Raw genomic sequence first — 20,623 nt, forward strand, 5'->3', positions numbered from 1 at the left:
AGACGTCGGAGGGACGGCCGTGAGCGCATCGGGTGGCGGAAAGGCGATCGTCGCGGCGCTGCTCGCGAACGTCGGGATCGCGCTGGCGAAGTTCGTCGCCTGGCTGCTGTCGGGTTCGGCATCCATGCTCGCCGAGGCGATCCACTCGGTCGCCGACAGCGGCAATCAGCTGCTCCTGCTGCTGGGCGGGCGGCGGGCCAAGCGCGACGCCGACAGCGAGCACCCGTTCGGCTACGGCCGCGAGCGGTACGTCTACGCCTTCGTGGTGGCGATCATCCTGTTCTCCGTCGGCGGGCTGTTCTCTATCTACGAAGGCATCGACAAGCTCACGCACCCGCACGAGCTGGAGAACGTCTGGGTCCCGCTGACGGTGCTGGTCATCGCGATCGTGCTGGAGTCGTTCTCGCTGCGCACCGCGGTGCGCGAGTCCAACCACGTGCGCGAGAAGGGCACGTCGTGGGTCGCGTTCGTGCGGCGGGCCAAGGCGCCGGAGCTGCCGGTCGTGCTGCTCGAGGACCTCGCGGCGCTCACCGGCCTGGTGTTCGCACTGTTCGGGGTCGGCATGGCCGCGATCACCCACAACCCGGTCTTCGACGCGATCGGCACCCTCATGATCGGGGCGCTGCTGATCCTCGTCGCCATCGTGCTGGGCGTGGAGACCAAGAGCCTGCTGGTCGGGGAGGGCGCCACCGACGCCGACCACGACCGCATCGTCGCGGCGATCGAAGGAAGCCCCGGGATCGAGTCGCTCATTCACATGAAGACGCTCTACCTGGGTCCCGACGAGTTGCTGGTCGCCGCGAAGGTCGGGTTCGCGTCCGACAAACAGCTCGGCGTGGTGGCCGCGGACATCGACGACATCGAATCCCGCATCCGCGCCGCCGTCCCCGCCGCCCGCGTGGTCTACATCGAGCCGGACATCCGCCGCACGCCGAGTAGCCTGCCCACCAGCGACATCATCGTCACGTCCATCGACTGACCCCGCTGCCGAGTGAGTATTCACGCCGCCGAGTGAGTATTCACGCCGCCGAGCGAGTATTCGTCGTCTCGAGTGAGTATTCGCGCTGCCCGCGCGCCCGGGCTCAGGGCTCGCGGCGTGCGCCGAAGAAGTCACGCAAAAGCGCGGATGCCTCGTCCTGCCGCACCCCGGCGACCACTTCGGCCCGGTGCGGCAGCCGCCGGTCCCGCACGACGTCGTACATCGAGCCCGCCGCCCCGGCCTTGTCGTCCCAGGCGCCGAACACCAGCCGGTCCACGTGCGACTGGATGATGGCGCCCGCGCACATCAGACACGGCTCCAGCGTCACCACGAGCGTGCAGCGCGACAGGTTCCACGAGCCCAGCGCTTGCGCGGCCGCCCGCAGGGCGACGACCTCGGCGTGCGCGAGCGGGTCGTGCGTCGCCTCACGCAGATTCCGTCCCTCACCGATGATCGTGCCGGCGGCATCCGTCACCACGGCTCCGACCGGGATGTCGCCGTGCTCCGCCGCCTCGGCGGCCAGCTCGAGCGCGCGCTGCATCGCCACGAGATCGGTGTCACGCCCAGGCAGGTTCACGCGCTCCAGGCTATTGCCCGCCCGGCGCGGACTGGGAACTTCAACCCCCTGGGCCGGGGGTTGGGCTGCGCCCTAGACTCGCTCACGGCGGGAGGAGAAGCGGATGCCGGACGGTGCGACGGCACGCGTACGTGACCTGATGTTCCCGGCCTCGGTGGCCACATTCGATGAGCACCCGGACGGCGTCATCCTCACCACGACGGCCCCGCCGACCGACGCCGCGACGTTCACCGCCTTCGCACGGTTCCCCGACGGGCGGTTCGCGTGGCTCTCCAGCACGGCGGTGTGGGGCAGAGGCGGTCACCCGTGGGCGGTGGTGCGGCGGCTCCACATCGACGCTGACGCCCCAGCCCACCCTCCGGCGCACCCCGAAGACCCCCGCCTCAGCGGTGGCGGTGAGTTGACCGTCACCGACGACCTCGCCGCGGGACGTGACACTCTTTCCCCCGCCCGCACGACGGTGCGGCCCGCCCGGCTGCGCGCGCATGCCTGGCCCGGCGATGCCGCCGGCGACGCGCGAGAGGCGCTCAGCGTCTTGGTTGAAGACGGCATCACTCCCGCGTCGCCGTCGACCATCACTGTATTGAACGGAGGGGCGTTGCCGTCCGGGCTGACCCTCCGCGCCGAACCGGGCCTGGCCACGCGGCTCATGGAGGGGCCGGTGGCGCTCACCTCCGCGACCGAGTTACTCTCCCCTGACGCACCCCCGCGCCTACGCCGGAAACTGCCCGCGCAGATGACCGTCGTCGCCGACCCCTCGCCGGCGCGATGATCCCCGTCGCCAGCCGCGTTCGGGCACGGGCTCACGATCGCCTGCGCGGACGCCGCGTGGATGCCGCAGCAGGCCCGAGATTCGCATACTTCGCGTCACGGTCGGTCTGGCCCGAGAAAGAGGCGCCCGCAGCGCAGGAGCCCACCCCGTAGGCTGGACCCATGCGTGTGCACGTGGCCGACCACCCCCTCATCACTCACAAACTCACGGTGCTGCGCGATGAGCGCACCCCGTCACCGATGTTCCGGCAGTTGGTCGAGGAACTCGTCACACTGCTGGCCTATGAGGCGACGCGCAATGTGCACGTGGAGCCGGTCGACATCCGGACACCCGTGACCGAGACGACCGGCGTCAAGCTCAGCGAGCCGCGCCCGCTCGTGGTGCCGATCCTGCGCGCGGGACTGGGCATGCTCGAGGGCATGGTCCGGCTGATGCCGACCGCCGAGGTGGGATTCCTCGGGATGCTGCGCGACGAGGTCACGCTGCAGCCGGCGACCTACGCCGAGCGGCTGCCCGACGATCTCAGCGACCGGCAGTGCTTCGTGCTGGACCCCATGCTCGCCACCGGCGGCTCGCTGGGTGCGGCCATCGACTTCCTCTTCGCCCGCGGTGCGCAGGACGTCACCGCCATCTGCATCCTCGCCGCACCGGAGGGTGTCGCCGCGATCCAGAAGCAGGTCGGCGACCGTGACGTCACCCTCGTGCTGGGCGCCCTGGACGAGCGTCTCGACGAGCACGGCTACATCGTGCCGGGCCTGGGCGACGCCGGCGACCGCCTGTACGGCACGGTCTGACCCACCGGGTGGTGCGAGCGCCGAACGCGCGCCCGCACCGCCCGCCCTTCACGCTCGCACGAGACGCGCGAAGGCGCTGAGGCGGGCCACCCCCTCGGGAGTGCGCGGCAGGTCGTCCAGCAGTCCCGGCGCGTACACGACGTAGGCGGCGTACTTCGCGCGCGAAACGGCCACGTTGAGCCGGTTCTGCAGCAGCAGGAACTCCAGCCCACGCGGTGCGTCACGCCCGCTGGATGCCGCGAGCGACACGATCGCGATCGCCGCTTCCTGACCCTGGAACCGGTCGACGGTACCCACCGGCACCTCACCGAACCCGGCGGCGGCGAGGGCTTCCTCCACCTCCACCTGCTGTGCGTTGTACGGCGTCACCACGATGATGTCCGACGGGGTGAGCGGTCGCGGCGGCGCACCCGCGCCGTCGGTCCACCCGCGTCCGACCACGTCGCGCACCAGCGCGACCACCGTGGCGGCTTCTTCCGGCGACTGCGTCGCGTTGCCGTGGTGGCGCACCGCGATCGGGTGGACGCCGGGATCGATGCCCGTCACCAGCCGCGCGGCCGACGATGGGTGCGATGCCAGCTCCCCGGCGTACGCCAGTTGCGACACCGGCTCGGCGACCGCCGGATGCATCCGCCACGTCTGCGCCAGGAAGTACCCGTGCGTCTCGTCGATCACCTCGGCGCCGTCCATCACCCAGCCCAGCGCTGACGTGTCCACCGGCTCGGGGTGGGTGCCCTGGCTCACCTGCGGCAGTTGCTGCGGGTCGCCCAGCAGCAGCAGGCGGGACGCGGCGACCGAGACGGCGATGGTGGATGCCAGGGAGAACTGGCCCGCCTCGTCGATCACGAGCAGGTCAAGACTCCCCCGCGGGATGCGGGCGGGGTGGCAGAAGTCCCACGCGGTGCCGCCGACGACGAACCCGGCGGGCTGGTCGGCGGTGAATGCAGCCATGCCGTTCTTGGCGATGACGGTGAACGGCTCCTCGCCGGTCGGGGCTTCCTTCAGCGCCTTGGCGACCTGCGTCTTCGGCACTCCCGCGGCCACGACCCGGTCGAGCATGTTCTCCACGACCGCGTGGGACTGCGCGACGACGCCGACGCGGAAGCCCTTCTCGGCGACGAGCCGGGCGATCACGTGCGATCCGACGTAGGTCTTGCCGGTGCCGGGAGGCCCCTGCACGGCCAGGTAGCTGCCGTCGAGGTCGGCGATCGAGGCGGTGATGTCCGACACGATGTCGCCGGTGCCGCGCGCGAGCGCGCCGGAGCGGGTACGAGGCGGGATGCGGCGCAGCAGATCGGTCGCGGCATCCGCCCGCATCGCGGGAGAAGCGGCGATGACGGCATCCGCCCACTCGTCGATCGCACCCTGCTGGCTGCCCGCACCGGGAGGCCCTTCGGGTGTCAGCGCGACCGGCAGCTGCGACCAGGTGAATCCGTCGATGGGCGTCTCGCTGACGATCACGCCGTCGTCGAGCACCTCGACGATCTCCGCCGACCGGGCGGCGTGCAGCGCCCGGGGACCGGCGTCGACGGGGAACGGCGCGGGGCGCTCGTAGATGAGGAACGGCTTGCCGCCCTGCTTCAGCCGGGTGCCGGGGGCCGGTTCGCCGCGCAGTTCGACCAGGCGGCGGTCGACCCGTCCACCCTCGGGGCGATGCCAGTCCTGCACGACGCGGGAGCGTTCGGCGTCGAAGACGACGACGTCGCGGCTGTCGGCCCACACCGACACCGGCTCCCGTAGCCGCAGGAAATGCGTCGCCCAGAAGGTCTTGCGCTCGCGCGGGTAGTAGTCGATGGCCGCGGCGGCCAGCCGCAGCGCCTGCGCGTCGACCTCGTTCATGTCGGCGGTGATGCGGCCCAGCGCCTCGGCGCGCGGCGACGGGTCGTAGCCGGAGTCGACCGGGTCGGGTTCGACGGAAGGTCGCATGCCGGCATCCTTCGCCCGCTCGACGAGCCAGTCGCGCAGCCGCCGGGTGGAGACGCAGTCGTAACGGTTGTAGTCGGCGAGGTCGGCGAAGATGGCCTCGGATGCCGCGGCGTCGCCGTCCGCGGCGTGGGCGCGGGCCTGCACGTACTTCACGATGGAATCGTCGCCGCGCTGCACGTCGCTGGTGCGCACTTCGGCGCCCATGTACAGCGGCTCCAGCTTCTTGATGGAGTACGACCGCGAACCCACCCGCAGCGCCCGCCGCACGATCGGATACAGGTCGACGAAGACGCCGTCGCGCAGCAGCCGGTCGACGTCGCCCTCGCGCACGCCGTAGCGGGCGGCCATCTGCAGCAGGTGCGTGGGCTCGTAGGGCGCGTAGTGGTAGATGTGCATGCCGGGCCGCTCCCGGCGCTGCAGCGCGATGAGATCGAGGAAGCGCTCGAACGCCTCCTTCTCCTCCGCGAAGCTGTGCGCCCACAGCGCGGAGTACTGCTCGCGCACGTCGACCCACCCGAACAGGTAGTCGATCCCCCACGTCGTGCCGGCGCCCTCGGTGTACAGCGGGTCGCCCTCGAAGTCGAAGAACAGGTCACCGGCGTCGGGCATCGGCAGGGCGCCGAGGGCCTGCGGGAAGACGACCTCGAAGGTGGGGATGGGGGTCGGTGCGAGGGTTTCGTCCGGCTGCGCAGGCTCGCCCACCGGATCGGGCTCGGGCACGCCGGCGGGACTGTCCAGCTGCAGGCGCGCCTGCGTCCGCAGCCCCGCGAACGTGTCCCACGACATGCGCGGCACCGCCTCGGTCGCGGCGGCGAGCTGATCGATCGTGGTGATGCCGCCCGCCCGCATCCGGTCGCGCTGCACCGGGCGCATTCCGGCGACCAGCAGCAGGTCGCGGTGCGCGACGACTTCCAGGTCGCAGGTGGCGCAGCGTCCACACGCGATGACGCCGAGTTCGCCGCGGGGGTCGCCCCATGGGATCGGCGCGCCGGCGGACCCCGACGTCACGTCGCGGTCCTCGATGAGTGCCAGCAGCCGCGCGCGGCGCAACCGGAAGGTGGGCAGGAGGTCGCGAACCGCGTGGGTGGACGTGGTGCCGTCGCCCAGCAGCAGCTCCACACGGTCGGCGCGCGCGACGCCGAGCGCATCGAGCTGAACGACGTATGCTGCCAACTGCATCAGCGCCGTGACGCGCGCGTGACGAGCGAGCTTGGTGTCCTGCACGACCCACCTGCCGGTGGCGTCGTCACGCACCAGGAAGTCGGCGAAGCCCACGAAGTCGGAGGCGGCGAACGCGGCCTGATAGATCACCTTCGCGTCCGAGCGCAGTGCTTCCTGGGTGCGCTGGACCGCGTCGGCGAGAGCCGCGGCATCCGTGGATCGCGCCTCCGGGATCTCCACGACCCCGTTCGGGTACTTCTCGCGGTACGCCTCCAGCGCGCGACGCTCGTGCGCCATACCCAGCCGGCCGGCGCGTTCCAGAGTGAGGTCTTCGGGGTCTTCGACCGCGGCGACCCGTCCGAGCTTGGCGTCGATTGCTCGCAGCCAAGCGAACTCGCACTCGGCAGCGGCCTTCAGGTCGCTCGCGCTCCAGACGATTCGGGCTTCGTCTTCGATGTATCGCATGTCCACCTTCCGCGTTCGACCCTAGCCGCGGGGTCGGACAGTGCCAGACTGGGAGGATGAGCCTCCCCTTCGAGAGCATCTACCGGCACGGGTACGCACGCATCGCCGCGTGCACGATCCCGCTGGCCGTCGCCGACCCGGCGACCAACGCCGAGACGGTGCTCGCCTCGTGGCGCGAATGCCACGACGAGTCGGTTGCTGTCGCGATCTTCCCCGAGCTCTGCCTCACCGGGTACTCGATCGAAGACCTGGTGATGCAGGATGCCGTGCTGGATGCCACCGAGCGCGCGATCGAGCGCCTCGTCGAGGCATCCACCGATCTGTTTCCCGTCCTCGTCGTCGGGGCTCCGCTTCGTCACCGCAACCGCATCTACAACTGCGCCGTGGTGATCCACCGCGGCGAGTTGGTCGGCGTCGCACCGAAGTCGTATCTGCCGACCTACCGGGAGTTCTACGAGCGGCGCTGGTACGCGGCCGGCACACCGTGGGCGGGTGAATCGATCCGCGTCGGTGAGTACGAGGCGGTCTTCGGCAACAACCTGCTGTTCGACGTGCGCGACGTTCCGGGGCTCGTGCTGCACGCCGAGGTCTGCGAGGACGTGTGGGTGCCGGTGCCGCCGTCGTCGCGCGCGGCGCTGGCGGGGGCGACGGTGCTCGCCAACCTGTCCGGCAGCCCGATCACGATCGCCCGCGCCGACGACCGCAAGATCCTGTGCCAGTCGCAGTCGCTGCGCTGCCTCGCGGTGTATGCGTATGCGGCGGCGGGAATGGGCGAATCGACCAACGACCTCTCCTGGGACGGCCAGACGATGGTCTACGAGGGCGGCACGCTGCTGGCCGAGACCGACCGGTTCCCGGAGGGACCGCGGCGCAGCGTCGTCGACGTCGACCTCGACCGGCTGCGTCAGGACCGCATCCGCCAGGGCACGTTCGACGACAACCGGCTCGCCGACGGCGGGGAATTCCTCACCGTGGAGCTGTTCCTGGAGCCGCCCGCGACCGACGTCGGCCTGCGCCGGCCACTGGACCGATTCCCGTTCGTGCCGGACGACCCGGCACGACTGGACCAGGACTGCTACGAGGCGTTCAACATCCAGGTATCCGGGCTCGAGCAGCGGATGCGTGCCATCGGCGGCCCGCGCCCGGTGATCGGCGTGAGCGGCGGCCTCGACTCGACGCACGCGCTGCTGGTCGTGGCGCGGGCGATGGACCGGATGGGGCGGCCCCGCAGCGACATCCTCGCTTATACGATGCCCGGCTTCGCGACGAGCGAGCACACGAAGTCCAACGCGATCGCCCTCGCCGAAGCGATCGGGGCGACGATCTCCACGATCGACATCCGCCCCGCCGCGAACGAACTGCTCAAGGGCATCGGGCACCCGTACGCTGCGGGCGAGCCGCTCTACGACGTCACGTTCGAGAACGTGCAGGCGGGCGTGCGCACCGACTTCCTGTTCCGCATCGCCAACCGCGAGAACGGGATCGTCATCGGCACGTCCGACCTGTCCGAGCTCGCGCTCGGCTGGGCCACCTACGGCGTCGGCGACCACATGAGCCACTACGCAGTCAACGTGGGCGTGCCCAAGACCCTCATCCAGCACATCATCCGCTGGGTGATCGCGCACCGCCCGTCCGGGGCGGGAGCCGCCTCCGACGACGCCGCGACGAGCCTGAGTGACGACGCCGTGTCGGTGCTGCGCTCGGTGCTGGACACCGAGATCAGCCCCGAGCTCGTGCCGGCGGGCGAAGACGGCAAGGTGCAGTCGACCGAGGACACCATCGGCCCGTACGCCCTGCACGACTTCACGCTGTTCTACGTGCTGCGCTATGGCTTCCGCCCGTCGAAGATCGCGTTCCTCGCCGAGCATGCGTGGAAGGATCCGGATGCCGGTGCGTGGCCTCCCGGCTTCCCCGATGCCGATCGGTACGGCTACGACCGCGACACGATCGTGCGGTGGTTGCGGGTGTTCCTGCAGCGCTACTTCGGGTTCGCGCAGTTCAAGCGCTCCGCGATCCCCAATGGCCCGAAGGTCTCGGCGGCGGGCTCGCTGTCCCCGCGCGGGGACTGGCGCGCGCCGAGCGACGGCAACGCCCGCGCGTGGCTCGCTGAGCTCGACGCCGCACTGCCGGGGTCGTAGCCGGGTCAGCCGCGGCGAGGCTCAGACCGGGGTGGTCCCGTAGGCCATCGTGATGATCCAACCCTCGCGGGACAGGTCGACCAGGTGGTACCCGGCCCTGCGGTCGGGAAGCCATCCCTTGCGTCGCGCCGGGTCCAGCCGCACATGCTCCGCTGCGACGCGCACGCCGCGGCCATCGGCTTCGAGGACGGCCTGCACCTTGGTCCAGTGCTCGAGGAGCGCGGGGATGTTGTTCTCATCCAGCAGGTGCGAGTGCTTCTGCATCATGTGGATGTCGGCGGCGTCCGGATGCATGTCGCGCACGTCGATGCCCAGTGGCGTGGCCGGATCGGACACGGCAACGACGGTGGCGGCGCGGAAGCTGGCGGTCTTGACCGCGTAGGGCAGGTTCACTCCATCGCGCGACGCGATGAGGCGCGTGTGGTAGCCGTACCCGCGAGGAGGTTCGCGTTCCACGCGGATCTCGCGCGTCTCGCAGCGAAGGAGTCCGGCGATGATCTCGCGGGTCAGGATCCGGCGACGATCGTGCACGCTGACGCCCGGGTCCCAGCCGAGCCTCGCGGTGATGCCGTCTGGCGTATCGAGCGGAACCGATTCCATGTGTCGAGCCTCTCCCCCCGGCTTGGACCGGCGGTCCTCCCATCCTCTCCCAGAACGGTCGCGGGGGCCACGACCCCGCCCCGTGAGAAAGAACCCGGTTGGCTCAGCTGCCTCCGGAGACGATGCCGATGATCCCGGATGCCAGGAAGTACACGCCGATCGCACCGACGACGAGCCAGATGGTCACACGTGCCGTGGACGGCTTGTTCTTGTCAGGGCCGGCGGAGCTCATGGCGACCGCCTCAGTCCCGCGAACCGGCGAAGACCGACCGCAGCACCAGGAAGACGATGACCGCGACCACCGCGACGATCGCCAGCTTGGCGACGAACCAGAGCAGGCTCCCCAGCACGCTGACCAGGATCCACGCGATGATGACCGCCACGATGACGCCGATGACGGTCCACACTGTGCTTGTGTTCATGCCGCCAGCTTACGAGGCCGCCACTGCCTCGTCCTGCAGGATGAGGCTCGGCCCGCGCGGCGTCGCCTCCACGAGCAGCTGCGCGGGCAGCTGCTCCTTCATCGCCTCGACGTGACTGATGACGCCGACGGTGCGGCCGCCGGCGCGCAGTTCGTCGAGCGTGCGCATCGCCAGCTCGAGCGTGTCGGCGTCCAGCGAGCCGAAACCCTCGTCGATGAACAGCGTGTCCAGGCGCATCCCGCCGGCCCGCGCGGTGACCACCTCGGCGAGGCCGAGGGCGAGGGCCAGGGATGCCAGGAACGTCTCTCCGCCGGAGAGGGACTGCGGCGGTCGCAGCTGCCCGGTGTGCGCGTCGAGCACATCGATCCCGAGCCCCGACGCGGCACCGCGGGCGGCCCGCGCGTCGGAGTGGTGCAGCGTGTAACGCCCCGACGACATCTCCTCCAGCCGCACGTTCGCCGCCGCGACGATCTCTTCCAGTTCGGCGGCGAGCACGAAGGTCTCGAGGTCCATCTTCATCGTGTTGGGTGCGCGGCCGGCGACGGTGTCGGCCAGCCGACGCACCGCCTCTGCCTCCTCGGCGTGCGCGGCGACCGCGGCGTACGCGGCATCCGTCTGCACCACGAGGTCGCGCAGGCGGGCGGCCACGTTCTGCGCATCGCGTTCCGCGGCGATCGCGGCGGCGCGGGCCGCGTCGGCTGCAGCGACGGCGGCGGCGGATGCCGTCAGGTCGACGGGCTCGTCGGTCGACCCGGCCAGTTCCAGCTCGAGCTCGAGGGCGCGCTGCCTGGTGGCCGCCAGTGCCGTGTCGTGTGTGCCGATACGGTCGGCGAGCTCCCGCACCGCCCCGGCGTCGCGCAGCGCCGCGGTCGCGTCGGCGGGGTCGGCGAACACGGATGCCGCCAGGTGCGCGTCCCGCTCGGCGACCGCCGCGGTGAGGTCTTCGGCGGCGCGTGCCGCCGCGGCGCGCGCCGCACGGCAGGCCCGTGCCGCGTCACGCCGCGTGGTGGCCACGGCGATGCGCTCGGCCACGGTCGGGTAGTCGCCCCGAGCGGCGGCGACCGCCTGTCGCGTGTCCTTCAGCGTCGCCTCGAGCGCGGCGAACGACTCGCGTGCGGTGCCGAGGTCGGCGTCGCAGGCCGTCCGCGCCGCGTGCGATGCGGCGTCGAGATCGTCGAGTTCCCGCAGCTGGCTGTCGAGCTGCTCCGCCTCGCGCTGTGCGGCCTCGGCGGCGGTGAGCGCGTCTGCAGCCGCCGCGAGTTGCGTCTCGAGGGCCTCCAGCGGCTCGCCGCCGGCGCGGGCGGCCGCCTGCGCATGCGCGTCACGCGCGGCACGTGCGGTCTCGGCGGCGCCACGTTCGGCGGCGAGTGCGGCGTCGCGGTCTGCCTCGGCCGCGGCGACCAGTTCGTCGGTGACCGGCTCGTCGCCTCGTGCGGCAGGCAGCGGGTGCGCCGTGGAACCGCACACGGCACAGGCCTCACCGTCGACGAGTGCGGCGGCGAGCTCGCCGGCGTAGCCGTCGAGGCGGCGCTGCAGCAGCGCGGCCACCGCGGCGCCTGCCGCGGCCGAGGCGGCCGCAGCGGCAGCGCGGACCACATCGGCATCGTGCAGGGCGGCAGCCAGCGTCTCGGCCTCGCGGGCTGCGGCGACCCGTGCCGCCAGCGCGTCACGCTGCGTGCGCGCCGCGCCCTGCACCGCCGCTCGTGCTCGGGCGGCCGTGAGGTGTTCCCCGAGCCTCACGCGTTCGGCGGGGATCAAAGCGCGCTGCTCATCGAACGTGGCCAGCTCCCGCTCAAGCCGGGCGACCCGCTCGCGCGCTGTGGCAAGAGCAGCCTCCCGCGCCGAAAGCTCGGCTTCCTGCCGAGCGGCGGCGGCCCACACGGCGAGGTCGCCGGTGAGCTGCTCGTCGATGACGGCCAGGTCGACGTCGGCTTCAGCGTCGCCGGCGACCTGCGCCCACGCGCGATCGGCGGCCGCGGCGGTCGCGGCGGCAGCCGTCGCGAGCTGCGCCGCGCGAGTGGCGGCGGTGAGCACCGACCGGATGCCCTCGGCGGCCCGGGCGCGCTCCAGCGTCACCCGGTCGCCCGCGATGCGCTCGGCGTCGCTCTCGAGGGATGCCAGTCGCTCGCGGGCCTGCGCGAGGTCGGCGTGCGCCTTGGCGAGGGCGACGCGGGCGGCGTGGGCGGTCGTCGCGGCGGCGAAGGCGCTGTCGGCATCCGCCCGCTCGCGCCCGAGCGTCTCGACCCGGTAGTCGGCGCGCTGCACGGCGCGCTCGGCGGCGTCGCGGCGGCCGGCCAGATCGGTGGGGGCCACGGCGTCGCCGGCGAGGTCGTGCTCGGCGATGACGCGCTCGGCCTGGTCGAGCAGGGTGCGGGCGTGCTCGCCCAGGGTGTCGAGACCGGCGAGCGCGGCTTTGCTTCGTTCCCCGATTGCGCGGACGTAGTCCTCGTACCGTCGCGTGCCGAACAGCGTGCGCAGCAGCGGCTGCCGCTCGCCCCCGGAGGCGAGCAGGAACCGGGAGAACTTGTTCTGCGCGAGCAGGATGACCTGCTGGAACTGCTGCGCGTTCAGGCCCAGCACCTCATCGAGGGCGAGGGCGACATCGCGCGGCTTGGCTGCGCGGCCGATCCACTGACCGTCGACCAGTTCCTCCAGCTCGGCCCGCGTGGGCTCGGTGGTCAGTCCCCCGCCGCGCCGCGCCGGACGCTGATACTCCGGGCCGCGCGTCACGCGCCATCGGCGGTCGGCAACGGTGAACTCCAGCCGCACCTCGGTGGGGTCCTCCGGTGCGCAGTGGTCGCTGCGCAGTCGCTTGTCGCCGGACTCGTATCTGGGCACGCTGCCGTAGAGGGCGAAGCTCACCCCGTCGAGAATGCTGGACTTGCCTGCTCCGGTGCGCCCGGAGATCAGGAAGATGCCGTCGCGCGCGAACGCGTCGAAGTCGACCGTTTGAGTCGAAAGGAACGGCCCGAACCCGGTGAGCTCCAGCCGGTGCAGCTTCATGTCGCCGCCTCCGCGAGCGTGCGGGCGTCGAGCAGATCCTCGATCAGGGCTGTCTCGCGGTCGCTGGCCCCTTCACCGTCGCGCACGTGGCGCAGGAACGCGTCGAGCAGTTCGCGGTCACTGCGCGCCCCACGCACGCGCTGCGCGTAGCTGTTGCCGCTGTCGTCTCCGGTCTTCTGCGCCGGCTTGTGTGCGACGCACGCGCAGTGCGCGAACCGCTCCTGCAGCCGGCGCATCGGGTCCCGCTGCGGCAGCGTGTCGGTGTACTCCACCGACACCCACTCGCCCTCGTGCGGGGCGTACTTCTCGTCGGAGAGCAGCTCCTCCAGCGGCCCGACCAGCGTGACCAGCCGGCGCGGCACGGGAAGCTCCAGCCACTGCACGCCCGCCAGTCCGCCGGCATCCAGCTCGATGAGCCACGAGCCGCGGGGCTTGTCACCCTCGCCGAAGCTGTAGTGCAGCGGGGCGCCGGCGTAGCGCACCCGGTCCGACAGCCGCTGCCGGCCGTGGATGTGCCCGAGCGCCATGTAGTCGACCCCGTCGAACGTCGACAGGGGCACGACGTCGAGGCCGCCCTGCTGGATGTCGCGCTCGAGATGCGGGGTGGGCTCGACGCCGGCGGCGAAGCAGTGCGCGATCGCGACCGATCGCCCGCCGCGCGCGGCGAGGTCGGTGCGGACGAGCTGCATGGCACGGTCGAGCACCTCCGCCTGCGAGCGCACCCCCGGCCAGGTGTGCCGCAGCAGCGCCGGCTCGAGGAACGGGATGCCGTAGATGTGGACGGGACCGTGCGCATCGGACACCGTGATCGGCGTGCCCACCGTCTGCGGATCGGTGACGACGTGGATGCCGGGGCGCAGCAGCGCCGCCTGGAAGCCGAGGCGTGCCGCGGAGTCATGGTTGCCACTGGTGACGACCACCTGCGCGCCGGCATCGGCCAGCGCGGCGAGCGTGTCGGTGAGCAGCGCGTAGCAGCCGGCGGCGGGCGTGGCGGAGTCGAACACGTCGCCGGCGACGATCACGACGTCCACGTCGTTCTCGCGCACCTGGGCCACAAGCGCGTCGAGCACACCACCGAGCGCATCGAGCGTGGAGTGACCGTGGAAGGTCCGCCCGATGTGCCAGTCCGAAGTGTGCAGGATGCGCATATTCACACGGTATGCGCCGCCTCCGACATCGACGGGGAGGATCGCCCGCGTAGGCTGAATGGCCGTGACCACCCTCCCCTCCGCCGCCGCCCCGACGTGGCGCAGCTGGCTGGTGTGGGGAGTCGGCGTCGCCGCGTACATGCTCTCGGTCACCAACCGCACGTCGCTGGCATCGGTCGGTGTGGATACCGCTCACCGCTTCGACATCGACGCGTCGACGCTGTCGATGTTCGCCGTGATCCAGCTCGGCGTGTACGGCGCGATGCAGATCCCCGTCGGGCTCATGCTCGACCGCTACGGTGCGCGTCCGCTGATCACTGCGGGTATGGCGCTGATGGCCGTCGGCCAACTGGTCATGGCGGTGTCGCCGAACGTGGGCGTCGCGATCGCCGCGCGCATGCTGCTGGGGGCGGGTGATGCCGCAGTGTTCCCGAGCGTCCTGCGACTCATCGCCACCTGGTTCCCCTCCCAGCGCGGCCCGGTCATGGTGCAGCTGACCGGCATCCTCGGCCAGCTCGGCCAGATCGCCGCAATCGTGCCGCTGGCGGCGCTGCTGCACGCCACCAGCTGGTCGATCGCGTTCGGCAGCGTCGCGGGTCTGTGCGTCCTGTTCACGGTGCTCGTGTTCGCCCTCATCCGCAACCATCCGCCCGACCGCGACACCGACGTCACCGTCGACGCCTCGACCGGCGCGATCCGGGTGGTCACCTCGGCGCTGGACAACCGGGTCGGCGTGCGCGCCGCCTGGTCGCATCCCGGCACCCGGCTCGCGTTCTGGTCCCACTTCACCACCCCGTTCGCCGGATCGGCCTTCATCATGCTGTGGGGCATCCCGTTCCTCACCGCCGGCGAAGGGCTCACGCAGGGCCAGGCGGCGCTGGTGACGACGGTCTACGTGCTGGCCGGGATCGCGATCGGGCCGTTCATGGGCATGCTGTCCAGCCGCATCCCGAACTTCCGCTCACGCGCCCTCGTGCTCCCCTCGATCGCGGTGCAGGCCGTCGCCTGGCTCATCGTGATCGCCCAGCCTGGTCCCGCGCCGCTGTGGATGCTGTTCGGTCTCGCGATCGCGCTGTCGATGGGGGGACCTGCATCCATGATCGCCTTCGACCATGCCCGCACTCACAACCCGTCGCACCGGCTCAGCACCGCCACCGGCATCACCAACGCGGGCGGCTTCCTCGCCGGGCTGATCGCGATCTTCCTGATCGGTGTGGCGCTGGACCTGCAGGGCGCCGGCACGCCGGAGACCTACACGCTCGATGCGTTCCGCCTTGCGTTCCTCACGCAGATCCCGCTGTGGGTGATCGGGTGGGTGTTCATCGTGATCGAACGCAAGCGCACCCGCATCCACATCGGCATGGACCAGCCACGCCGCCGCGGTCAGGCAACGCGCGGCGCGTAGCGGCCCGACTTCTCCGCCCGGGCGCGCGCCTTGGCGGCCTCCTCTTCGCGGTTCTTCGGCGCTGACACCGCGACGAGGTCCGCGAGCAGGTGGCGCGTGGCGTGCGCGATCTCGTCGACGGCGCGGGCGAACGCCTCGGCGTTGGCCTGGGAGGGTTTGGTCGTCCCCGTGATCTTGCGCACGTACTGCAGCGCGGCGGCGTGGACCTCATCGTCCGTCGCGGCGGGTTCGAAGTTGTGAAGGGTGTGGATGTTCCGGCACATGCGGTCACCGTACGCTCAGGATGCCGCAGCGGCCACCCTCTAATCTCGGAGCGTGGACGACCGCGCACCGACGACCCCCGAGGAAGACCGTGTCACCACGTTCACGCACGGCGGCGCCCAACTCGTCGTCGCCGAGCGGGGAACGGGCGGCCGCACGTTTCTGCTGGTCCACGGCATCGGCATGGGACGGCGGGTGTTCGGTGATCTGGTCGAACAGCTGAGTCCGCACGGGCGCGTGGTGGCGGTGGATCTGCCGGGGTACGGCGCGGCCGAAGAACCGATCCGCATCCCGACGATCGAACGGCTGGCCGACCTGCTCGCGGCCTATCTCGCGGCCGAGGACCGACCCGATGGGGACACCATCGCGATCGGCCACTCGATGGGCTCGCAGGTCGTCGCCGAACTTGCCGCGCGGCATCCGGGCGCCGTCGACCGCGTCGTGCTGATCGGTCCGACGGTCGACCCCGCGGCCCGTAGCGCCCTGGCGCAGTTGGGGCGCCTCGCGCACGACCTGCTGGTGGAGAGCCCGACGGTGCTGCTGCTGGGCGCGCGGGAATACGTGCGGGCGGGTCCGCACCTGCGCCGCAAGATGCGGGCGATGCTGGTGCACCGGCCAGAGCTGGTCTACCCGCGCGTGACCGTGCCGGGACTGGTCATCCGGGGCGAACTCGACGTGGTGTGCCCGCCGGCGTGGTGCCGGCAGGTGGCCACAGCGCTGCGCGCCCCGCTGGTGGAGATCTCCGGCCACGGCCACGAGACGATGATCCGCGACGCGGCGCCGGCCGCGCGCGCGATCCTCGCCGACCTCGGGATTCAGCCCGTCGACACCTGACGCGCCAGCTCCGCGATCTCGTCGTCGGGCAGGTGGATACCGGATTGCTCCAGCCGCTGGCGCAGCACGTGCACGATGCGATCGTGTGGCTCGGTCGCGAGGTCCGAGCGCGTCTGCGCGAGGATTCCCGCCACCTTGTCGACCTCGGGCGCGTTGTTCTGCGCCATCGCCGGCAGCCGCTGCTCCTGCTCGCCGGACAGGTCCTGCTGCTGCGTCTCGCTCACGGTGAGCGTGTCGCGGCCTTCGTCCTGGCCGAAGTGCTCGGTCCCGACGTTCTCGCCGCTGTCGGTGACACCGATGCCCACCGCTTCGTGGCTGGGCGGACCGGCAGGCGGGGCGGACCCGTCGACGGGTGCCGGCGCAGCGCTGCCGGCTTCCTCGGCCGGGTCGGTGACCGTCGGGCTGTCGGCGGCGGTCTTCTGCATCGCGTCCTCGTCGGCACCGCCCTGGTCGGGGTAGTTGCCGCCGGTGTTGTCGAATTCGTTCTGACGCTCGCTCATGATTCCTCTACTCCCATGTCGGGGTCGGCTCCGCGGGACGGTTCGGCCGATTCGACGTCGCCCACGTCCTCCGGGGCGCCGCTGAGGTCGGGCGAGCCGACGGCATCCGCGTTGCGCTCCCGTGTCTCGACGTCGTCGATACCGCTCCACCCACCGGGCGGGTCGGCGTTGATGACACCCTCGGGCAGATCCTGATCCGGATTTCCGGTCATGGCGTGCTCCTCTCGTCTGCACCCCACTCTGGCGCTCCGGCTCAACCCGCCGCACGGGGTTGACGAACGGGCGCGCCCCGCGTAGTGCTACGTCGTGTCGGCGGTTCGAACCGTGCCGGCCTTGGCGACCTCGCCTGCCACGACCTGGGCTCCGCTGGTGAGCAGCGCCCGCCGCCACGGCAGCACGCCCTCGATCTCGATCTGGATCGAGATGGACAGCACGGTTCGGATCAGCACGATCATGCCCAGGATCGCGGCATCCTCGAACGACGGCTTAGACGTGATGGTGCGGATGAGGTCGGCGGCGACCAGCACCTCCAGTCCGAGCAGGATCGCTCCCCCGAGCGTCGTGCGCAGCGTGGTGAACGCGACCTGCCCGCCCCGCTGGTGCAGCAGCGCGAGCGCACCGAGCACGATTGCGATGACGAAGCCGATCACCATGACCACCGCGCCGACGACTTCGAAGCCGACTGCGACCGCGGTGAACACGGTCTCCATCACGCCGACCGGGGCTGCCTCAGGATGCCGCGATGGCGGGGATGCGCGGCGAACCAATCCGCGACGTACCAGCACGTCGCGACCACGTCGCGGTCGCCACGGGCCTCGAGTTCGGCGACGGCGTGGTCGACGAGCTGCGCGGCATAACCGTGGCCGCGGAACGGCGGCACCGTGTAGGCGCGGGTCATCGCGACCGTGTGGCCATCGTCGCGGTAGTCCAGGACGCTCACCAGATCGTCGCCGCGATACATCGCCCAGCGGGACGCATCAGCCTGATTCTCGAACCGAAGATCGGTCATGCCACCAGGCTACGCCTGGGATCGGACCTTCCGGCCGGCAGCGCGCGGGTTCTGGAGAACTCAGTGCCGCAGGAGCGAATCGCGCCAGTCATCCACGCTGCGTTGTCCGGACAGGCGCACGATCGGCCAGCCGTCGGCGGCCCGAGCCGCCATGGTTTCGCGCTGGCGGGAATGCTGCGTCCACGCCCACCGGATGATGTTCTCCTCCGGGTCGAGCCGCAGCCAGGACGACGGGCGCTCCCTATTGCCGTGCCAGAGCTCTTCGCGCAGGATGCCGCGCCGCAGCGTCCGGCGGATCACGCGGGCCATGACGACGGGGCGCGCGTGGTCGAGCCAGACGACCACATCGGGACCCCCCGCGGTCCCGGGCGCGAGCAGCCCGTCCAGACGAGAGGTCCAGTTGCCGTCGATCACCCAGCCGTCGGGGTTCTCGGCCACGAACCGGCGGATGGTGTCGTGTGCCTCGGCGAGGTCGCGGTACTGCCAGTCGGCATCCCAGAACACGGCATCGAGCTCGAGCCGCGGGATCCCGGCAACGGCGGCGACCTGCTCGGCCAGCCGAGTTTTCCCGGACCCCGAGGTGCCGACGATGCGGATGCGGCGGGGCACGGGAACGGCGTCGCTGGGCATCGCCCCAGGGTACGCGGTGGTGCCGATGGAGCCCGGGTTGAGCAATCTGTCATATTTCGTCATGCGGAGACTGCGGCATCCGAGCGGTTTGACATGCTGCGACACGGTTGGACATAATGAGCCCCATGACTGTCAACGCACGCTCTCTGTCCGCCGTGGAGGCGAACGGGACTGCCGCCATGATGATGGCCGGCCGTGTTGCTGTCATGTGTTGCCGAATGTGTCGCTGACACGATGACCCGTCGGGCTCCCGTCGCCGCTGATCTGAACGCCGCGACCGAGCCCCCGAGCACCGCACTGAGCGCCCACGACGCGCCAGCGGTTGCTCAGACACACAGCCCGTCCCGGGCTCCGCAGCACACACGCGAACCCGCTCCAGGCCCAGCGCCCGGGTTCCCCTCCGCATAGGACCGCTTCCATGTCGACCACCGCCCTTCTCACCCGTCCCGCCACCACCCGCCACCTCCGCGCCGTCGAGGATGTCACTCCGGTCGCCGCCGCTGCGCCGACCCCGGCTCCCGCCGCTCCCGCGGCTCCCGCGGCCGGCCGGCCGCTTCCCGCCGGCACGGCACCGCGCGGCTTCGCGCTCTATGTCGGCATCGACGAGGCCAAGGCCGCAGCAGACGGCATCTCGCTCTCCGTTCTCGTCGAGGCGCTGCGTCGCACGCTCGGCGAGCTCGCCCCACACGCCGAGACCTACGCCACCGTGGCGCTGGCCCCCACCGGCGCCGGCGGTCGCGACGTCGACGTGGTGCGTCTGGCGCTGCACGAGCCCAGCGCCGTCGCCCGCACGCAGCAGGACGAACCCGACGAGGACGTCGCCCCCGGCGGCGTCACGGTCGACATCTCGCGCAAGCGCGTGCTGATCGACGGCGCGTCGGCCGCACTGACCTTCAAGGAGTTCGAGCTGCTGCAGTACCTGGTGCTGCGCGAGGGCCGCACGATCGAACGCACCGAGCTGGTGTCGTCGCTGTGGCAGGGCACGACCGACGATGACGCCCCCGGCGAGCGCACGATCGACGTGCACGTGCGCCGACTGCGTTCCAAGCTCGGTCGGTACGAGGACATCGTGCGCACGGTGCGCGGTGTCGGCTACCGGTTCGACCGGCACGCCGACGTCGTCATCCGTTACGGCCACGGCTCGCCGTCGCCCGACCGCTTCTGACCCGCCGGTTTCGCGTTTGATGTAAAGGGACCTTGTCTGTAAAGTTTCCTGTACATCGGGGACTGGCGCACAGAGACGCTCCGCCTCGGAGAAAGGCGGACGACATGGATGAGAGCACAACGACGCGGAGCCGTTGGGGACGCGCTCACTTCGGCGGCGGTTCCGCAACATTGTTGGGTGCGTCACTACTAATGGGCGGGCTCGTCTCCGCCGGCGCGGGCGGACTCTTCGTGTCAGTGACCCCCACCGAACGCCCGATACTCGCTTTCGCGCTCGTCATGGTGGGGACCTTCCCCGTCGCGACAGCACTGGGCTGGGTGCTGTTCCTCGACCGCTCAACCCTTTCGGAAGCAATCGAGAACCCCGACGATTCCGTCGAGTCCTTCTGGTACCAGAAGGCGGCGAGCGGTGCGTTCCATGACCTGCTGATCGTCGGCGGGCTGGGCGCAGCCGGATTCTCGCTCCTACAGATCGAGGCATCCGTCGGTTTGGTGCTTGCTGGGGTCCTGCTTTTCACCATGCTCGACATCGCAGCGCGTTACCTGTGGCTGAAGAAGTCCGCCGCCTGATGCGGAACACGCTGCCGCAGCGCCGCCAAGATCTGGGCTGGTCTCAACAACGACTAGCCGACGAACTCGGAGTGTCACGCCAGACGATCATTTCGATTGAGAAAGGCCGTTACGACCCGTCGCTGCCCGTTGCGTTCAGGCTCGCAGCCACGTTCCAATGCAGCATCGAGGACTTGTTCCTCTTCGACGAAGGCGCCACTGCGTAACGCGGCGTCTGTTCTCGTGACAGGCACGCGACAGGCGCGCGGCACCCACCCAGCCGGAT

The 20,623-nt window shown here is 71.0% G+C and carries 22 protein-coding genes; 9 read left to right on the forward strand and 13 right to left on the reverse strand.

What is annotated here, in order from left to right; genetic code table 11:
* Window positions 1-19: 19 nt before the first annotated feature.
* Complete coding sequence (locus NQ151_RS07950) at window positions 20-979, forward strand: cation diffusion facilitator family transporter (protein ID WP_257507862.1); 960 nt, start codon at window positions 20-22, stop codon at window positions 977-979.
* Between the two features lie 103 nt (window positions 980-1,082).
* On the opposite strand, the gene tadA is transcribed toward NQ151_RS07950, so the two are convergent.
* The gene (tadA, locus tag NQ151_RS07955; RefSeq protein WP_257508725.1) at window positions 1,083-1,520 is read right to left on the reverse strand and encodes a tRNA adenosine(34) deaminase TadA; all 438 of its coding nucleotides are present in this window, start codon (window positions 1,518-1,520) and stop codon (window positions 1,083-1,085) included.
* Window positions 1,521-1,659: 139 nt separating this feature from the next.
* Here tadA and NQ151_RS07960 point away from each other — a divergent pair, with 139 nt between their 5' ends.
* Both NQ151_RS07960 and upp read left to right on the forward strand, forming a co-directional pair.
* Window positions 1,660-2,328 (forward strand): hypothetical protein, encoded by a 669-nt coding sequence (locus tag NQ151_RS07960; RefSeq protein ID WP_257527649.1) that lies wholly within the window; start codon window positions 1,660-1,662, stop codon window positions 2,326-2,328.
* Between the two features lie 161 nt (window positions 2,329-2,489).
* Window positions 2,490-3,122, forward strand: a complete 633-nt coding sequence (upp, locus tag NQ151_RS07965; protein WP_257527650.1) for a uracil phosphoribosyltransferase — start codon at window positions 2,490-2,492, stop codon at window positions 3,120-3,122.
* A gap of 48 nt (window positions 3,123-3,170) precedes the next feature.
* Here upp and NQ151_RS07970 read toward each other — a convergent pair whose 3' ends face one another.
* Complete coding sequence (locus tag NQ151_RS07970; protein ID WP_257527651.1) at window positions 3,171-6,674, reverse strand: TM0106 family RecB-like putative nuclease; 3,504 nt, start codon at window positions 6,672-6,674, stop codon at window positions 3,171-3,173.
* 56 nt (window positions 6,675-6,730) lie between these two features.
* Here NQ151_RS07970 and NQ151_RS07975 point away from each other — a divergent pair, with 56 nt between their 5' ends.
* Window positions 6,731-8,812, forward strand: coding sequence for an NAD(+) synthase (locus NQ151_RS07975; protein WP_257507858.1), 2,082 nt, complete (start codon window positions 6,731-6,733; stop codon window positions 8,810-8,812).
* A gap of 21 nt (window positions 8,813-8,833) precedes the next feature.
* Here NQ151_RS07975 and NQ151_RS07980 read toward each other — a convergent pair whose 3' ends face one another.
* From NQ151_RS07980 to NQ151_RS08000, 5 genes are all read right to left on the reverse strand, one after another.
* Window positions 8,834-9,412: a hypothetical protein gene (locus NQ151_RS07980; RefSeq protein ID WP_257507857.1), complete on the reverse strand. Its 579-nt coding sequence runs from the start codon at window positions 9,410-9,412 to the stop codon at window positions 8,834-8,836.
* 103 nt (window positions 9,413-9,515) lie between these two features.
* Window positions 9,516-9,644, reverse strand: coding sequence for a hypothetical protein (locus tag NQ151_RS07985; protein WP_257507856.1), 129 nt, complete (start codon window positions 9,642-9,644; stop codon window positions 9,516-9,518).
* 10 nt (window positions 9,645-9,654) lie between these two features.
* The gene (locus NQ151_RS07990) at window positions 9,655-9,834 is read right to left on the reverse strand and encodes a hypothetical protein (protein WP_257527652.1); all 180 of its coding nucleotides are present in this window, start codon (window positions 9,832-9,834) and stop codon (window positions 9,655-9,657) included.
* A gap of 9 nt (window positions 9,835-9,843) precedes the next feature.
* On the reverse strand, window positions 9,844-12,837 hold the full coding sequence (locus NQ151_RS07995; RefSeq protein WP_257527653.1) for an AAA family ATPase: 2,994 nt from the start codon (window positions 12,835-12,837) through the stop codon (window positions 9,844-9,846).
* Window positions 12,834-13,985, reverse strand: a complete 1,152-nt coding sequence (locus NQ151_RS08000; protein WP_257527654.1) for an exonuclease SbcCD subunit D — start codon at window positions 13,983-13,985, stop codon at window positions 12,834-12,836. The genes NQ151_RS07995 and NQ151_RS08000 overlap by 4 nt, the downstream gene beginning before the upstream one ends.
* 58 nt (window positions 13,986-14,043) lie before the next feature.
* On the opposite strand from NQ151_RS08000, the gene NQ151_RS08005 reads away from it, so the two are divergent.
* A complete protein-coding gene (locus NQ151_RS08005; RefSeq protein WP_374113791.1) occupies window positions 14,044-15,390 on the forward strand; it encodes an MFS transporter in 1,347 nt (448 codons plus the stop codon).
* On the opposite strand, the gene NQ151_RS08010 is transcribed toward NQ151_RS08005, so the two are convergent.
* On the reverse strand, window positions 15,369-15,653 hold the full coding sequence (locus NQ151_RS08010; protein WP_257507852.1) for a DUF2277 domain-containing protein: 285 nt from the start codon (window positions 15,651-15,653) through the stop codon (window positions 15,369-15,371). The two genes, NQ151_RS08005 and NQ151_RS08010, sit on opposite strands and share 22 nt — an antisense overlap.
* A gap of 52 nt (window positions 15,654-15,705) precedes the next feature.
* Between NQ151_RS08010 and NQ151_RS08015 the strand changes: the two genes are divergently transcribed.
* The gene (locus NQ151_RS08015) at window positions 15,706-16,485 is read left to right on the forward strand and encodes an alpha/beta fold hydrolase (RefSeq protein WP_257527655.1); all 780 of its coding nucleotides are present in this window, start codon (window positions 15,706-15,708) and stop codon (window positions 16,483-16,485) included.
* On the opposite strand, the gene NQ151_RS08020 is transcribed toward NQ151_RS08015, so the two are convergent.
* The 5 genes from NQ151_RS08020 to NQ151_RS08040 all read right to left on the reverse strand — a co-directional run bounded on the left by NQ151_RS08020 (window position 16,467) and on the right by NQ151_RS08040 (window position 18,624).
* The gene (locus tag NQ151_RS08020; protein ID WP_257507850.1) at window positions 16,467-16,985 is read right to left on the reverse strand and encodes a hypothetical protein; all 519 of its coding nucleotides are present in this window, start codon (window positions 16,983-16,985) and stop codon (window positions 16,467-16,469) included. The genes NQ151_RS08015 and NQ151_RS08020 overlap by 19 nt on opposite strands.
* Entirely contained in the window at window positions 16,982-17,197 is a 216-nt protein-coding gene (locus NQ151_RS08025) for a hypothetical protein (RefSeq protein WP_257507849.1), read from the reverse strand. The genes NQ151_RS08020 and NQ151_RS08025 overlap by 4 nt, the downstream gene beginning before the upstream one ends.
* An 87-nt stretch (window positions 17,198-17,284) precedes the next feature.
* Window positions 17,285-17,695, reverse strand: a complete 411-nt coding sequence (locus NQ151_RS08030; RefSeq protein WP_257508723.1) for a DUF1622 domain-containing protein — start codon at window positions 17,693-17,695, stop codon at window positions 17,285-17,287.
* Entirely contained in the window at window positions 17,695-17,994 is a 300-nt protein-coding gene (locus NQ151_RS08035) for a GNAT family N-acetyltransferase (protein ID WP_257527656.1), read from the reverse strand. Before NQ151_RS08035 ends, NQ151_RS08030 begins: the two co-directional genes overlap by 1 nt.
* A 60-nt stretch (window positions 17,995-18,054) precedes the next feature.
* Window positions 18,055-18,624 (reverse strand): P-loop NTPase family protein, encoded by a 570-nt coding sequence (locus NQ151_RS08040; RefSeq protein WP_257527657.1) that lies wholly within the window; start codon window positions 18,622-18,624, stop codon window positions 18,055-18,057.
* A 418-nt stretch (window positions 18,625-19,042) separates the two neighbouring features.
* Between NQ151_RS08040 and NQ151_RS08045 the strand changes: the two genes are divergently transcribed.
* The 3 genes from NQ151_RS08045 to NQ151_RS08055 all read left to right on the forward strand — a co-directional run bounded on the left by NQ151_RS08045 (window position 19,043) and on the right by NQ151_RS08055 (window position 20,564).
* Complete coding sequence (locus NQ151_RS08045) at window positions 19,043-19,789, forward strand: winged helix-turn-helix domain-containing protein (protein WP_257507846.1); 747 nt, start codon at window positions 19,043-19,045, stop codon at window positions 19,787-19,789.
* A gap of 104 nt (window positions 19,790-19,893) precedes the next feature.
* Window positions 19,894-20,358 (forward strand): hypothetical protein, encoded by a 465-nt coding sequence (locus NQ151_RS08050; protein WP_257527658.1) that lies wholly within the window; start codon window positions 19,894-19,896, stop codon window positions 20,356-20,358.
* The gene (locus tag NQ151_RS08055) at window positions 20,358-20,564 is read left to right on the forward strand and encodes a helix-turn-helix transcriptional regulator (protein WP_257508722.1); all 207 of its coding nucleotides are present in this window, start codon (window positions 20,358-20,360) and stop codon (window positions 20,562-20,564) included. The genes NQ151_RS08050 and NQ151_RS08055 overlap by 1 nt, the downstream gene beginning before the upstream one ends.
* Window positions 20,565-20,623 lie beyond the last annotated feature (59 nt).

The organism is Microbacterium sp. zg-YB36 (assembly GCF_024623575.2).
Classification (GTDB): Bacteria; Actinomycetota; Actinomycetes; order Actinomycetales; family Microbacteriaceae; genus Microbacterium.